Source organism: Polaromonas sp. P1_E3, from assembly GCF_056405935.1.
In genome coordinates this window covers 1-13,593 of the sequence record NZ_JBFUBD010000071.1, presented here as the reverse complement: position 1 = coordinate 13,593, position 13,593 = coordinate 1, and the positions used below count along the sequence as shown (strand labels likewise).

General features: G+C 61.7%; 11 protein-coding genes. All 11 read right to left on the bottom strand.

Annotated elements, in window-relative coordinates; genetic code table 11:
- The coding region (locus tag AC1D0Z_RS10610) for a hypothetical protein (RefSeq protein WP_477658210.1) at positions 1–376 on the bottom strand (376 nt) is incomplete at its 3' end.
- 1 nt (position 377) lies between these two features.
- The gene (locus tag AC1D0Z_RS10605; RefSeq protein ID WP_477658209.1) at positions 378–1,130 is read right to left on the bottom strand and encodes a DotU family type IV/VI secretion system protein; all 753 of its coding nucleotides are present in this window, start codon (positions 1,128–1,130) and stop codon (positions 378–380) included.
- Between the two features lie 11 nt (positions 1,131–1,141).
- The gene (gene tssK, locus AC1D0Z_RS10600; RefSeq protein ID WP_477658208.1) at positions 1,142–2,566 is read right to left on the bottom strand and encodes a type VI secretion system baseplate subunit TssK; all 1,425 of its coding nucleotides are present in this window, start codon (positions 2,564–2,566) and stop codon (positions 1,142–1,144) included.
- Between the two features lie 59 nt (positions 2,567–2,625).
- Positions 2,626–3,096, bottom strand: coding sequence for a hypothetical protein (locus tag AC1D0Z_RS10595; RefSeq protein WP_477658207.1), 471 nt, complete (start codon positions 3,094–3,096; stop codon positions 2,626–2,628).
- Positions 3,097–3,098: 2 nt separating this feature from the next.
- Positions 3,099–3,497 (bottom strand): DUF4150 domain-containing protein, encoded by a 399-nt coding sequence (locus AC1D0Z_RS10590; RefSeq protein WP_348049148.1) that lies wholly within the window; start codon positions 3,495–3,497, stop codon positions 3,099–3,101.
- Between the two features lie 3 nt (positions 3,498–3,500).
- Positions 3,501–4,079, bottom strand: coding sequence for a DUF3540 domain-containing protein (locus AC1D0Z_RS10585; RefSeq protein WP_477658206.1), 579 nt, complete (start codon positions 4,077–4,079; stop codon positions 3,501–3,503).
- Complete coding sequence (locus AC1D0Z_RS10580; RefSeq protein WP_477658205.1) at positions 4,076–5,083, bottom strand: pentapeptide repeat-containing protein; 1,008 nt, start codon at positions 5,081–5,083, stop codon at positions 4,076–4,078. Before AC1D0Z_RS10580 ends, AC1D0Z_RS10585 begins: the two co-directional genes overlap by 4 nt.
- An 83-nt stretch (positions 5,084–5,166) precedes the next feature.
- Positions 5,167–7,806 (bottom strand): DUF2169 family type VI secretion system accessory protein, encoded by a 2,640-nt coding sequence (locus AC1D0Z_RS10575; protein ID WP_477658204.1) that lies wholly within the window; start codon positions 7,804–7,806, stop codon positions 5,167–5,169.
- 6 nt (positions 7,807–7,812) lie between these two features.
- Positions 7,813–10,434: a contractile injection system protein, VgrG/Pvc8 family gene (locus AC1D0Z_RS10570; protein ID WP_477658203.1), complete on the bottom strand. Its 2,622-nt coding sequence runs from the start codon at positions 10,432–10,434 to the stop codon at positions 7,813–7,815.
- A 17-nt stretch (positions 10,435–10,451) separates the two neighbouring features.
- Positions 10,452–11,648: a type VI secretion system baseplate subunit TssG gene (gene tssG / locus AC1D0Z_RS10565; RefSeq protein ID WP_477658202.1), complete on the bottom strand. Its 1,197-nt coding sequence runs from the start codon at positions 11,646–11,648 to the stop codon at positions 10,452–10,454.
- Entirely contained in the window at positions 11,612–13,423 is a 1,812-nt protein-coding gene (tssF, locus tag AC1D0Z_RS10560) for a type VI secretion system baseplate subunit TssF (RefSeq protein WP_477658201.1), read from the bottom strand. The genes tssG and tssF overlap by 37 nt, the downstream gene beginning before the upstream one ends.
- Between the last annotated feature and the right edge of the window lie 170 nt (positions 13,424–13,593).

Sequence of the window (13,593 nt, the reverse complement as noted above, 5' to 3'; positions counted from 1 at the left end):
GTGCCAGACTGTGCCAGGCTGTGCGGGGCACGCCGGTGACCATCGCCGCCTGTGCGTCCGGCCGTTGCTGGACCTGGCGCAACGAAGCGATCAAGCTGCTTTTACCGGCGCCGGCCTGTCCAACCACGATGACCCATGTTTGCCGGTAGCGCTCCCGTGCGGTTTTGGATAGCACGGTACGCAGCCCGCGCAACCAGGCCAGGAACGACAGCCAGCGTGCTCGCCAGAAACCCGCAGCCAAAACCGGCTTGATGGCGCCGGCGGCCACGATCAATTTCGCCTGGCGCGAGCGCACGATCAGCCACAGCACCAGCACGCCGAATATTGCCGCGATGACAGCAAGCACGCCAAACCAGGTACTGCTGATGCTGTTCATCTCAAACACCCGCAACCTTGACCAGCGGCTGGATCAGCCATAGCCAGAGCGCCGAAGACACCAGCCCAAAGCCCATTGCATAACCCATCGCCAGGCGCAACCATGGGCGCAGGGGCGCGACCCGGGCATCGGCAGTCGACTTGACCGTGTGTTCATAGGCTTGCACAAACAGCCTGCCGTCAGGCTCTGCCTGTCGGCCGTTGACGAATCGGTGAAGGCGCTGGCGCAGTGTGTCCAGGAACAGCTGGCCCTGCGCACCCCGGTGCATTCCCTTGAAACCGAGCTGCAGCGCGAGCAGAAAGCAGGCAGCGAGGTCGCGATGCAGATTGGATCGCGACGCTACAGCCAGCACCTGCTCTGCCATGTCGAAGAAGCGACGCCCAGCCTGGCGCGAACCGAAGTGCCGGTGCTCAAGCAGAACCTCGAGCCAGGCATCCTGCGCTGGCCACAAGAGTTCAAGAATGAAAATCTCGTCAGCGAGCACCACCATCACATAGCTGGCTGCCGTATAGGCGCGCTGCTGCGCCTCGCTCGCGGTAGCACGCATATCGCGTGCCTGGCCGGCCAGCAGGTCAGCAAGGCGCAGGCTCACACAGCCCGCGAGTTCAGCCGGCTCGGCCGGTGCCGCAGCGGAGACGCCCAAGTAGGCCTGCAGCGACCCTCGCTCGCTCTCGTGGCGCACGCGCGCGACCTCCTCATAGAACTGCGCAAAGCAGCTCAGGAGGGGCATTTCGGGCAAGGCGGCAGGCTGCATGGCAGCGTCTTTCAGGTCCGTGTACCTGCGGCGCGCGCACGATAAAGCAGAATCATCGCGGGCGCGGTTCCAGGCGATTTCCTGTCACCGCTGATAACAAGATTTTGCCCCGGACCGAACAGCCTGGTTTCGCCCTCCTTGAGCTGCAGCACCTGGTTGTCGATCGCAAACAAGGCCGCCCCCGAGCGAAGGTTGCGCTTCGCCAGTTCCTCGGCGGTCAGAAGGTGTGGCCTTGCGGTCACGCGCAGCCGGGTTGCAGCGGGCAGCAGCGCCTCGCTCGCGATGCAAGCGTCAAGCAGCCAGCGTTCCATTGACGCGCGTCCATCGGCCCCCAGGCCCTGGCCCCCCTGCGGCCTGAGTTCTACAAGCACTTGTTCACCCACGTCTGGAGGCAACACATGTGTAAAAGTACCGTCGGCATGGCGTTCAAACGGCTGCAGCTCAAAACTGGTGTTGATATAGCTGAGCTTGCGCACCACGTAATCCATCGCGCGCCGGAACTGTGGTGAGCAGTCATCGTGCCGATAAGCGTCCAGCACCGGCGGGATGGGATTGGCGCCGAACGATGCCATCGTGCCAAGCAGCAGCGCCAAGCTATCGTAGACCGCGCGCGGGCTCGACTCGGGACGCTGCACGATGAGGCTGAACTGCGGCAGCACGGCGGCCAGCCTCCGGGCCATTTCCAGGTGTCTGCGGAAATGGGCGCCCTGCAATTCGTCGTCCTCGGGACCGTCGCCTTCCCGGTTGGCGCCCAGTTCGCGCAGTTTGAGCCACAGCGCTTCATTGAGTAGCTGGAGCCGGTGCCGCAAGCCGGTTGCCTTGAGAAAATCGCCGGCCTGCCAGCACAGCATGGGCGGGTGGTAGGGCTTGAATTCGACGTGCCTGTTTTCTTCGCGCCGGAACAACTCGAACAGCGGGCAAACCTCATAACCGGCCGGCGTAGCAACTTCAGCCGACAGCGAAATGGCCGGCCGCAGGCGATCGACCGGCACCGATCCGGTCAGGGTATTCTCGTCAAGTGATACCAGGCCGTGCACAACCTCATTGCGTGCGGGGGTTGTATTCCAGTGATTGGAGGCGTTACCCCGCACAGGCATGACCAGCGACAATCGCACCCCGTCCGGCGTGCGTTGCAACTGCGCGGTGACATCAAGTTCGAGCGCTTTTCCGGTATACGAACCGGGGAAAACAACTGGCGTCCCGTCGGGCATGATGCATTCAAGCCGTTTGATTGCGACGATACCGGCCTTGAGCTTCACCATATCCAGCTGCAGCAGACTTAACCCCCAAAAGTCCGGCGCGACACACGACAGCCGGTACCTCAACTGCTCCTGCCAGTAGACATCGCTCTGCTGGAAATGCTGGGGTGACAGCAACATCCCTTCTATCCACTGGACACTGTCGGGCAAGGCGGGACCGGCCACAGCGGAGAACATCTTCGCTGCAGGCTGCGCGGTTTTGGACGCTGAAATTGTTTCAGGCATGGGTTCTCCAATCATGAAAGACAGCTCGTGTAGCTGATCTGCGTGCTACGAAGGGTGATCAATGCGCATTTGTAGGCAGTGATGTTGGCGACAGCCTGACCGCCGGCGCTCACGTACCTTGCGTAGCTGTAGATATAGACGGCCTTGCCGTAACCGCTGGGCAGGGGCAGGTTGGTGACCGTGCTGCCAGGCACAACCTGCACGCCAAGCACTGCGATACCGCTGGCCAGACCGGCTTGCAGCGCGTCGCGGTTGGCAAACCAGTCGGGTGAGGTCTTCGGCAAGACGGCCGCGGCGTTCTTGTCAAAGACAAACACCAGGTCGACCTCGGTTCCCATATTCTGATTGGCATCGAGTTCGGCGACGATGTTCAGCGTCTTTAGCGGTGTGGTGGGGCTGTAGTCCAGCGCATAGCTGATAAAGCCGCAACCCGAAACCAACAGCAACGCTGCCATGCCGGAAAGCAACTTGGTGGCGCGCATGATCATCCCAGCACCATCACACATACCTGCGAGGGCGTGATCGACATGCCGATCGCGTTGCCTATCATGCCGTTCTGCCCGACCACACTGGTCAGCCGTGTCGCAAACACGCCGCCCATTGCGACCTTGAAGCTACCCATGAGGTATCGGTCCGGTCCAATTTCCATGCCTGAAACCACACCCAGGTTGACGCCAGGCTCGTCGCCGTTGCTCAACGTGCCCTGTGTCACCAGGTTCTCGGCGAGTCCGCCGCCGATGATCACGCAGGCCTGCGAAGGAATGTGCGAGATCGTGATGACGATATTGGGAAACGGTATAGGCACCGGCCCTACCGGCGTAGGCACCAGGCAGACGTCGGGAAACGCGAAATTGATGACGCAGAGGTTCGTGTTAGCGAACATGGTTCATCCCAGGCTGATGCGCTCGGCATCGAGTTTGATGTCTTCCTCGGCCGTGACCAACGCCTGCCGGCCATGGAGCCTCAGCAGCGCCGAGGCCTGCATGATTCCGTGCTCGACTCGCGTCACGAGATGGCGCGCCGATTGCACCATGGTCTCGCTGACGGACGCCAGGAAATCCCTTGCGTTGACACTCACAGAGCCGCTGGCCGACATCAGCTCGACGTCACCAAGACAACGCAGTGCAATTTGGCGGGTGCAAGCCAGCTCAAAAGCCGGCTGGGTGATCGCCATAAGCTCCGCACCCGGCACGGAAAGCTCGGCACGGCCTGCGCCCGGCGTGTCCGCGGCCGGCTGCGGGCGCAGCAAAATATGCGTCACGAACAAGCCCGAAGCACTTTGCAGCACGGCCACCGTGTCACCGGGCAGCGGCGTGAGCAGGCAGGAAACTGCTTGCAATGCAAGCCGGCCGTCTGTGAGCCGCCATTGCGCCTGTCCGAGCGACCGGCCTATGCTCGCCTCTCCCCAACCCTGCATGGTTTCGGGGTATACGGGAAGGTCAAGCCGTTGTGTCGCCTGTTTCATGCTGCTTCCATTTCAAGTGAACGTTTTTCGGCGGCGGCGCGCGCCTCCTGGGTCCCTAGGGCGGCGGCTACATTGGCACCCGTGAAATCGGCACCGGTCCAGACTGCACAATGAAAACTCGTACGGTCGAGCCTGCAATACCGGAAATCCATTGCCCGGCCGCTTGCATGCGCGAACTGGGCAAGCTGCAAGTCCGACCCCGCGAAAACGACGCTGTCATGCCTGCTGTGATCCCAGATCGTTTTCACCAATCCGGCTCCGCGCAGCGAAACTTCCTTGAGCTGGGCTTTTTGCAATACCGCACCCTCGAGTTGGGCGCCGTCAAGGTTGACCCGGTCAAATTTCGCCCTTAGAAACTGGCAGCGTGTCGCGTCGATACCGCTCATCAAAGTTGCGCTGAAGCAGGCTTCGGCACAGTTCGATTCACGGATGCTGGCGCGGCTCAGATCAGCACCTGAAAAATCGGCACCCTGCAAAGTGCAGCGCAACAAACTGGCGCCGGCCAGCTTCTGCCCGGCGAAGCTGGCTTTAATAAACAGGCTGGTGCTGGCACGCATGCCAACGAGCCTGGCTTCCTGCAGTTGTGCCTCGTTCAGGCTTACCTGCTGCAATTCGGCATCCTGCCAGTCACTGCCGCTCCACTGGCAATCTGCAAAGGCGCTGCGAAGCAAGCGCGCCCCAATCCAGAAAGAGCTACCGATATCGCACTTCGTCAACATGGATTTCTCCAGGCTGGCACCGTCCCAACGGCTTTGGCGGAGGTCACACTGACTGAAGGCAAGCATTGTGCCGGCCGTATCGCGCCAATCGCTGCCAGCTAGGCGGCTCTGGCAAAAAGCGGTGCGGCGCAACCTCGCATCGCAAAAAACGGCCGCGTCCAGTTCGCAGTCAATAAAGGACGCGCCCTCCAGCTGGGCACCGGCCCAATACGAACCGGCCAGCTGGCAACCGCTGAAAACCGCACCGGTGAAGTCGTGGCCACTTGCATCAAGCCCGGCCAGCATCTGACCGCGCACCGGACGGCCAAGCCGGACCAGGCGCTGAATCTCGGCCCAATCCTGGGCGGAGGCCTGGCTGTAAGTTCTGCTCATGCGAGCCTCCTGCGTGCATCCAGGCGTACACCGCGTGTGTCCGCATCAACCAGGCACACCTCGGTGAGTTCGGCTTCATAGAAGCTGGCGTCGCGGAGATCGGCCTTTCCGAAGTCAGCCTTTCGCAACAACGCCTGGTAGAAGTCGGCGCCCACCGCACTCACACCAGACAGTTGAGTCTTCATCATGAGCGTACGCGGCAGGCAGGCACCGTCAAGGCTGGCGGCGCTGAGGTCAGCCCGACTCATGTCGCACGCCATGATGAAAGCGCCGTCGAGCCGTGCACCCTGCAACTGGCTTTGCGTCCAGCTTCCGCGTTCAGCGCGCAATCCGGACAGGTCGGCGCCACGCCAGTCGCTGTCATTCCCCTGGACTTGCACCAGCCGGGCCTCTCTCCATCTACTCGCCGACAGGTCGGAACCGATCAATGCGCTTCTCTGCCATCGCGAACCCGAAAAATCGGCTCCCTGGGCCTGCAGCTTCCAGGCTACGCATTTGTTGAACGAGGCACCGCACCAGCTGCTTCCAGCCAGTTTGGCCTGGTTCAAAATTGTTGTATCCAGCGTCGCGCCATCAAAGTTCGCACCGCAAAGATCGGTATCGTCGAGTTGAGCGGCTGACAAGTCGCAATCGGAGCCGCAAGCTTGCGTCCAGGTCGCCCTGGAAGCACGAGCCGAACGAAGACTGGCCCCGCGAAAACTCGCTTTGCATGCATGGCTGCTGCAGAGATTGGCCTCATCAAGGTTGGCCTCATCAAGCAGTGCGCCATTGAGTCGCGCCTGAGTCAGGACAGCGCGGTGCAGGTTGCAGCCGCGCAGGTCGGCACCGCTGAGGTCGGCGTACTCCAGCATGCATCCGCCAAGGTCAAGGCCCACAAGTACGGCACCGCGCAGGTCGACGCCGGCAAGGTCGCGGCCGGCAAGATTTTCTCCGGCCTTCGCCCATGCCAGCACCTGCGCCCCCAGTAGCGACGCGACAACGGGCGGCAACGCCTGCGCGGGCGACAGCGGGACGGGAGACGCATGGCGGGCTTTGCTTTTAAGTTGCGCGGCAGCCATAAGGTCGGCATGTTGGGATGGCGTCGCGGCCAGCGCGAGCGGCGCCAGTGCCTCTTGCGTCGCTGTACCGTCGGCGCGCTGCAACACCTCCGTCCAAAGTGGCCCGGGCTCCGGAGCATTTCCATCCTCCCCAGCGGGAACATTCGTGTGCCCCGTCTGCCCCGTCTGCCCCGTCAGCACCCGCAGCTCTGCTAACTGGTGAGTAAATGCAGCTTGCTGTGCGGCCGCATTTTCGCGGGTATTGGCCACCAGCTTTTCGACGCTATGCATGAGGTCTGTCAAGTCCATGTCGCCATCGGCCAAGGCTTTCGCCGACGGCGTTTGAAGCAGAGGCGGACCCGCTTTTGGCGGCTCGTAGCCCGCGGGTTGCGTCATGCCGCTTTGCTGCCAAAATTCGCGCGTCACTTCGTCAAGCACGTCCTGGCGTTTTTTCAATGCCGCTTCGTCCCCGGCGGCAGCCAGCGTGGGATCGACCGGGTCGAGCCGCGGCGCGAGCTGCGACTCGTTGAGCGCATGCAACGGTGCCGTCTCCGGGTCCAGGCGCAGCGTGAGCACTTCTGCGTAATAGCTCAGGGTACGGGGCGCCTCGGTAGCGCCTTCGTAAGCCAGCATCAATACCCCGATGTCCAGTGCATCACTGTCGGTAACCTGTATCTCGCCCCGCCAGGCCGCAATACCGAGTTGCTGCTCGGGGATGAACCAGACCGTGTCCATGCGCAGCCCGATTTCAGCAAGTGAAGCGGGAGAAGCTTCCTTTTTGAGGGCGAAAGCCCTGACACGCTGCTCAGGCAGTACGCCACGGACAGTCTCAACCTGCGGATGCATCCCCTGTAACAGGTAGGCCTCACCGCCCACGAAAGGATTCGCGATGCGCTGGTCGGCGGCTGCCTGGTTATAAAGCCGCCAGTCAAGATCCCGCGGCAAGCCGGGGTAGTCCTCGCGCAGCCAGCGCTCATCGTACGTACCGGCATAGCGCTTGCGAGGCACCCAATCGATAGGCATGGGGCCGAGGCCGGCAGGGGGATAGTGGCGTCCATGGCAGTCGACGGGCTGAGCGGCGTACTCGATATTCGGCATGGCACCTTCGTTCGCACCGGCCATTGCGGCGAGCCGGTTGCCGTCATAGCCGCAGCCAACCGGATTGGCTTCGCAGCCCGGACCACCGAAGGCATGCGCAAAATCAAGCGGCATATGTATAAATTCCGCAGGCGGCGAGATGCCAAAGAGCGGCAAGACGCCATAGCGCCACTGCCTGTCGCCGAAAACCGCCAGACGCTTGTCGATAGGGCCGACTTGCAGCCGCGCTTCCATGCGCGTCACCGGACGTTTTCCCGGCGCACACGCGCGCCCCAGCACCAGGGCCTCGGCCCCGGCCTTGGGCATCGCTTCGTCCAGCGCCTGTCCCGCCGGCAATGCGGCGAGTGCCCGTGCCCACTGCGGGCCTTCCATGAGAAAGCGCTGCGGGCTGGCTTCGCCCAGCGGAAAGAATCCCAGTGCCGTCACCACCAGGCGGCTTACGCCGGATTGCCGGTATGTTTTGTAGAGAAGGCCCAGGCTCAAGGGCTTGATGATCTTCATGGCAGCCTAGAGATAGATCTTCAGTTCGGTGATCGTCAGGCTCAAGCCCGTGATCTGCATCGACGCCTGCAACGCGGTGAGTTGCACCAGGATGCCGGCTCCCGTCATTTCAATGGAAGTTGATGCGCCTTTCATCGAGATCGCCGTGGTGTCGCCCGACAGCGAGATGTCAGTGCTCGACCCCAGAACTGAAACACTGTTGCTCTGGCCCGTGAGGCTGACCCGGCTGGACAGGCCGGTCAAGCTGACCTCGTTGTGAGCGCCAACCAGGTTCATCGCCGTACTGGCACCGGTCATGGAGGTGCTGCTGCTGACGCCAACCAGATTGGTGCCCGTATCGACCAGCGTCATCGAAACATGGTCCGAAGCAAGCGTCACCGCAACGTTGCTGCTCGAACCGGTCGCGCTGGTCTGCATGCTCATGCCTACGACGGAGTCACTGTCGCTGAGCCCGACCATGCTGCTGCTGCTGCTCATTCCCTCCATCGAGCCCGACAGCCGCACCCCGGTCGCGCTGGCGCTGACAGCCATGCCGACCGCCGAGGTGGAGAAATGCTGGCCGGTCACGTCTAGGTTGACGCTGCTGACCGTAAACGACTCACTGGTCTGGCTCGCGGTCGTGGTTGTATTGAACACGAGGTTTTGCGAGGTCGTGTTGCTGAGCGTGCCTTCGGTCTTGCTGGTGTTGGTGGCGCTGCCGGTCACCAGCGAGTGGTTGGTGGTCGTGCCGAACTCGGTGCTGCTCCAGCTTTCCGCACCCTTATGGGTGCTGTGGGTCGAACCGAAGGAATCTGACTGACTCAGCAGGCCGTTCGCGCCGTCCTCTGAGGTCGAATAGCCATAGGTGGCACCCTGCGAATACGACGATTCGCGGAACTTGCCACTGTCGTATTGCTGGCTGACAATGGCAACCGCGTTGTCCAGGTCAGCATYGGAGCGCAAGCCAAAGCGGATGCTCTTGCCGTCGCCATAAGCCGTCGAATAGCTGCTGCCAACGTTGGTATTGGCCGTCCAGCCCGACGGCATGATGACCTTGGTGCCGTTCGCCTGGATGATGCTCTGGATTTCAGGCAGCTCGGACTGGTCTTGCGCGCGCGTAATGATGACGGTCGCACCGATCTCCGGCACGGTCTGCATGTGCCCCGCCAGTTTGACCCAGACCGGCTCCGCCGGGTCGGCACCGGCTGGTGAAAAGATGTCCTGGCCTGTCGAGAACCGCACATAGACACCTTGCGCCTCAAGCACCGGAGCAATACCCTCGCTGTCGACAATGCGGCTGGTCTCCGGGTCAAAGTTGTCCTTCTGCATATAGCGCCAACCCACCGGCGCGACACCCTGGCTTCCACCCGAGACGACACTGGCGAGCACGCTGCCTTGCTGGGTCTCCTGGATGGAGAATGGCGTAACCAGCCCCTGAGCGTCTGTCGCCTGGAACTTGTTGCTATAGCTGCCGTCGAGCGTGGCCTCATGCTGAACCTGCGTCGCGACAAAGCTCATTCCCTCCAGCTGAGGCCTGACCTGCGACGGCCATTGCCCTGAACGCACTTCCTGCGTCACCGAGAAGCGGTGGCCGCAATGCAGGTAGGGACAATAGCTCGAACCACTGAATTGCCGGCTACCCGTATCCAGGGTGTCCTGCGTTGCACGGGCATAGTGATCGACCTCAACGTCGCTGCAGCCGTATTGGTAGATCTGGTATTGGTTGAATGGCAAGGCGCCAGGCGCAGGCTTGGTCTGTGCATGAAAGCTCTGGAACCCCGCCACCGCATCCGACTCCCAAGCCGCCTCTTCGCGCGTGAACACCGAGGCCACCGCGCTGCTGGCCAAGCTCTGCTGAAACCGGTAGTCGCCGATCATGTCGGGCTGAGCCAAACCGAGAGTATCTTCCTGGGTCCCGCAGTAGCGCAGCGGCTTGCCATCGGGCAAGGCTTCCGGATAAACGGGCCGGTTGGCGAACACCACCGTATGACTGGTGCCGGTGCTCACGTAGAAATAATAAATGTGCGCTTTCGACATAAGCCGCCGCACGAACTCGTAATCGGTTTCGCCGGCCTGCAGCCAGTCCTGTTGTCTCGCGACTGCCAGGTTGCCTGAGCCGACCAGCGCCGCGACCGAAAAATCAATGTTGTGCTTGCGCAGGACGCCCGCAATAGCATCGCGCACATTCAGTTGGCGATGGATGCAGTAGTTGTTCGTAAGCGTAAGCTTCCAGAGCGCTGGCTTCAGCGTCGCGCGATAGACCCCGGGTTGCTCCATGGAGAAGGAAGCAACGATGCCATTGAACAGGGACAACCGCGCGCCTTCGTCCTGGCCGTGTACGGCCTGGTCAAACCATTCGTTGGCTTCTTCGCGCGTCGGCTGCTGCTGGCCATCCAGCACCGGGTAATGAATCCCCACAGTGACCGGTCGCCCGAGCAGGTCATCAAAGGCCAGCTCAAGGCCACTCTCGGGGTCCGAGTTTCCGTGCAACTCCAGCTCGTATTCAAAATGGTCGGAAATGCTTTCCTGCCCTTTAAAACTGACCAGCCGGAAGCTACCGTCACCCAGGATGGTGCCCGCCTCCAGGAACAGCGCAACATGCAGGTAGACCACCGGCGCCGGCGACAGCGAAGCCAGTGCGGTCGTCATGCCAGCGACACGGTCGTTCACGTCATGGCTCCCGACTCATAGGCAGGGACCAGAAAGCGCGCCACGCAAACACCCGAAATGCCAGCGGCGCTGTCCGTCGGCCGTGACTTCAGCCATGCGTTAAGACCCAGGCGCATACCGGAGAAGCCGGAGGCCTGAGTCGATACCAGTCGCGCCAGCGGCACCTCTTCGGCGAGCACCGAAAGTTCGATCTCGGCATCATGGCGACGGTCAAGCATCAACCGTAGCAATCCTTGCAGTTCCTCATACGGGCTACGCTCGGCAGGTGCTTCACTGCCGATGTCGACCTGGCGCTGCAGGCGTTGCCATTGGCGCAGCGAGCGCTTTGGTTCCGTGTTTTTTTTCAACGGTGGCAGCAGTGCTTCCAGTCGGGAATAAGCGACAGGGCCTGCGGTCAGCCGGATGCGCGACTGCTGATCCCAGGTGCTGCGACCCAGCAGCATGTCGACGCCAAGCCGGTGGCCGCTGCGGCCCAGGCGGTGTTGATCGTCCGGATCGATTGCCCGCCATGCGCCCACCAGTGGCTGTAACCTGACAGGGAATCCAAGCTGCACCGAGATCACCTGAACCAGCCCGGCGGCGGACCGCCGGCCGTTCGCCAGCAGGTCTCCGATGCCGAGCCACTGGCGCTGGGGCATCGGGATTTGCCCGGCCTGCTCGGCATTGTCCACCCCCATCAGCGCGCCAAGGTATGCGGCGAGCTGGCTGCGCTCAGGCAGCTCGTTGTTCAGCCCTGGCTCAAAGCCAGCACGGGTTTCATAACGCAGCAGATTGAGCCGGTTATTGAAAATGTCGAGAAAAGCGCGCGTCGCGGACTTTCCTGCGCGATCCAGCTCGCGCATCCACTCAAGAAAAGGTTCAGGCAAGGGACCGAGTGCACTGCCAACACAGAAGTCCGGGGTGGTGATCGCCAGCATCTGCGGCCGCTCATGCAGATCACCTTCAGCTTCAATCAGCGCCGGAACCGCAGACGACGCGGCTGCAATGGCCTGCACACGCACAGCGCTCGCAGCGCGCGCGGGGAAGCCCGCATCCAGGTCAGCCTCAAACCGCACGGTCTGGCCTGAACCGCCGGCCTGATCATCAGGCTGACGCAGCCACAGACGGATCATCTGCAGGAAATTGAACTCCCCAAAACGCTGCTCGAGCCGGCGGCTCAAAGAACGATCTGGGCCCCAACCATTGGTGGCCATCTTTTGAGTACTCCTTTCTCGTCAGTGGTTTCCAGGCTTACGCAGACCATGTTGTTGACTGTCGAGTAGAGCGCAAGGAAATAGCGCAGCACTGACGCAAATAGCAGCATGCTGGTCGACTCGAACTGTTTCCGATTCAGTGTGAGGGTGATATAGAGACATTGCACATAACCCCGCACTCCATTGCGTATCGTGTAGCGCATGCCGGGCCGACATTGCAGGGCCTGAATCCCTTCAATGCTGCGAAACGCCTGTACCTGCAGAGGGTCGATATGGTCGCGCAGCATGCTTTTGAATGCAGCGAGCGCCTGAGGCCCTTCTGCCATCGACAAGTGGCTCATGCCGAGCTGAGACACAAGCGACCAGGGACGTCGCCCAATCAGTGCAGGGGTGATATGGCGCGAAGGCCGGCTTACCACTTCGAGTACCTTGATCGGCCCCGCTCCTTCGAGCTGAAGGGGTTGCTTGACCAGAAGTTGTTCTGCCAGCTTGCGATTGGTACAAAGCGCCCGCCCGCCAACAACTTCTGCCGGCGGCAGCGCCATCTGCTGCCGGACATCAAGAAAAGATATGAATACCTCGGTACYGGCGATGCCGCCGAGCTGGTTCTCCTCGCGCCGCATCACGTAGAAGTAGTCATCGGTGCCGCGCGTCTGGGCATTCCCAAGTTCGAAGTACGGCGTCAGCTTGCGTTGGCTGCCGTCGGCGCTGATGGAAACCAGTTCCTCAATGCTGTAAATCTCGCAGTTCTGGCGGTTCTGCACGTCTGCAGTTAGCTGGTACTCGTACTGCGTGTGGTCAAGTGCCAGGGGTTCCATGCGCTGGCGATAGAGGTTCACCATCGGTACGCAGTTGAGCTTGAGCGAACGTGACGCGAGCTGGCGATCTTTATGGGAAGCCACGTCAAACTGGAACAGCAAGTCAAAACTATTTTCAAACGGAGCGAGGTCAAACTCGCCGGTTTCAAAAAACATGAACTTTTCCGGGAAGGAGAAATATTCCTGAAGAAGCCGGTGTCCAGGATGCATGTTGGTTCGGACCGGGAGCGCGGCCTCGTCATCGCCAAACCCGAGCCAGTGGACTGCGCTCTGGCTTGCGCCTGCCAATGGCTCGCCACCAATCTGGGCGATATCAACGGCGTGCAGGTGCAGGCCCAGCATCTCCTGCAGATACCAGGCGTCTTTCTGGCTGGTGTCGATGTAAAAGCGCAAGCGGGTTTTCTTGAGCGCCTTAACCGGGTCGATACCCAGGCTGCGCACCCGCACACGCAGCACCGACAGGCAACGTTCGTCGCTCAACCCGACCGGAAAGTCTCCCGCCTGCAGCATTTCAATTTCGACAATACCCAGCGGCACCAAGGGCAGGTCGCAGGTTGTCGTAAAGCGGCAGACGCTTTTCCGGCCCCGGCCGTCCTCCGCCGTCACACTGGCCTGCCGCCCGCGTTCCAGAACCGCGCCCGCTGCATCGTCCGGCTTGACGCGGACCTGAGCAACCAACATGGGCGGCACAGGTGCCGCCAGGTGCGGATAAAGGTAACCGAGCAGCACGTTCGGGATCAGTGCCTTGCTGACTTCGGACTCATATTGCACACGGCCCGTCAGGAAAGCAAAGGACTGCATCAGCATTTCCACATGGGGATCGTGGGAACCGGTGCGATCGAGTTTGAGTGCTTGCGCCTCTGCCGGATAGGCCTGCGCAAATGCGGCAGCGTCGTTGCGCAGCCCCGCCAGCTCGCGCTGGTAGTAGTCCTTGAGTTGCGTTCCGTAGACTTGCATGGTCCGCAAGCGCCTAGCGGCGCGGCAATCCGAAGCTGAAGGTCTCGGCCAGCGGTTGGTCGGCGAGCTTGCCTGTGACGACTACCTGGAAAGGCATGACGGAACTGCGCGTTTCCTCCACAGTCACACGTACGCCCGTCAGCCGGGGCTCGTGACGCACGATCATGTCG

What these genes read in the sequence shown, in the direction of transcription:
- AC1D0Z_RS10575 (WP_477658204.1), bottom strand. Translation starts at nt 7,806, where the DNA reads ATGAAGATCATCAAGCCCTTGAGCCTGGGCCTTCTCTACAAAACATAC.
- tssK (WP_477658208.1), bottom strand. Translation starts at nt 2,566, where the DNA reads ATGTTCTCCGCTGTGGCCGGTCCCGCCTTGCCCGACAGTGTCCAGTGG.
- AC1D0Z_RS10590 (WP_348049148.1), bottom strand. Translation starts at nt 3,497, where the DNA reads ATGTTCGCTAACACGAACCTCTGCGTCATCAATTTCGCGTTTCCCGAC.
- AC1D0Z_RS10595 (WP_477658207.1), bottom strand. Translation starts at nt 3,096, where the DNA reads ATGCGCGCCACCAAGTTGCTTTCCGGCATGGCAGCGTTGCTGTTGGTT.
- tssG (WP_477658202.1), bottom strand. Translation starts at nt 11,648, where the DNA reads ATGGCCACCAATGGTTGGGGCCCAGATCGTTCTTTGAGCCGCCGGCTC.
- AC1D0Z_RS10585 (WP_477658206.1), bottom strand. Translation starts at nt 4,079, where the DNA reads ATGAAACAGGCGACACAACGGCTTGACCTTCCCGTATACCCCGAAACC.
- AC1D0Z_RS10580 (WP_477658205.1), bottom strand. Translation starts at nt 5,083, where the DNA reads ATGCTGGCCGGGCTTGATGCAAGTGGCCACGACTTCACCGGTGCGGTT.
- AC1D0Z_RS10605 (WP_477658209.1), bottom strand. Translation starts at nt 1,130, where the DNA reads ATGCAGCCTGCCGCCTTGCCCGAAATGCCCCTCCTGAGCTGCTTTGCG.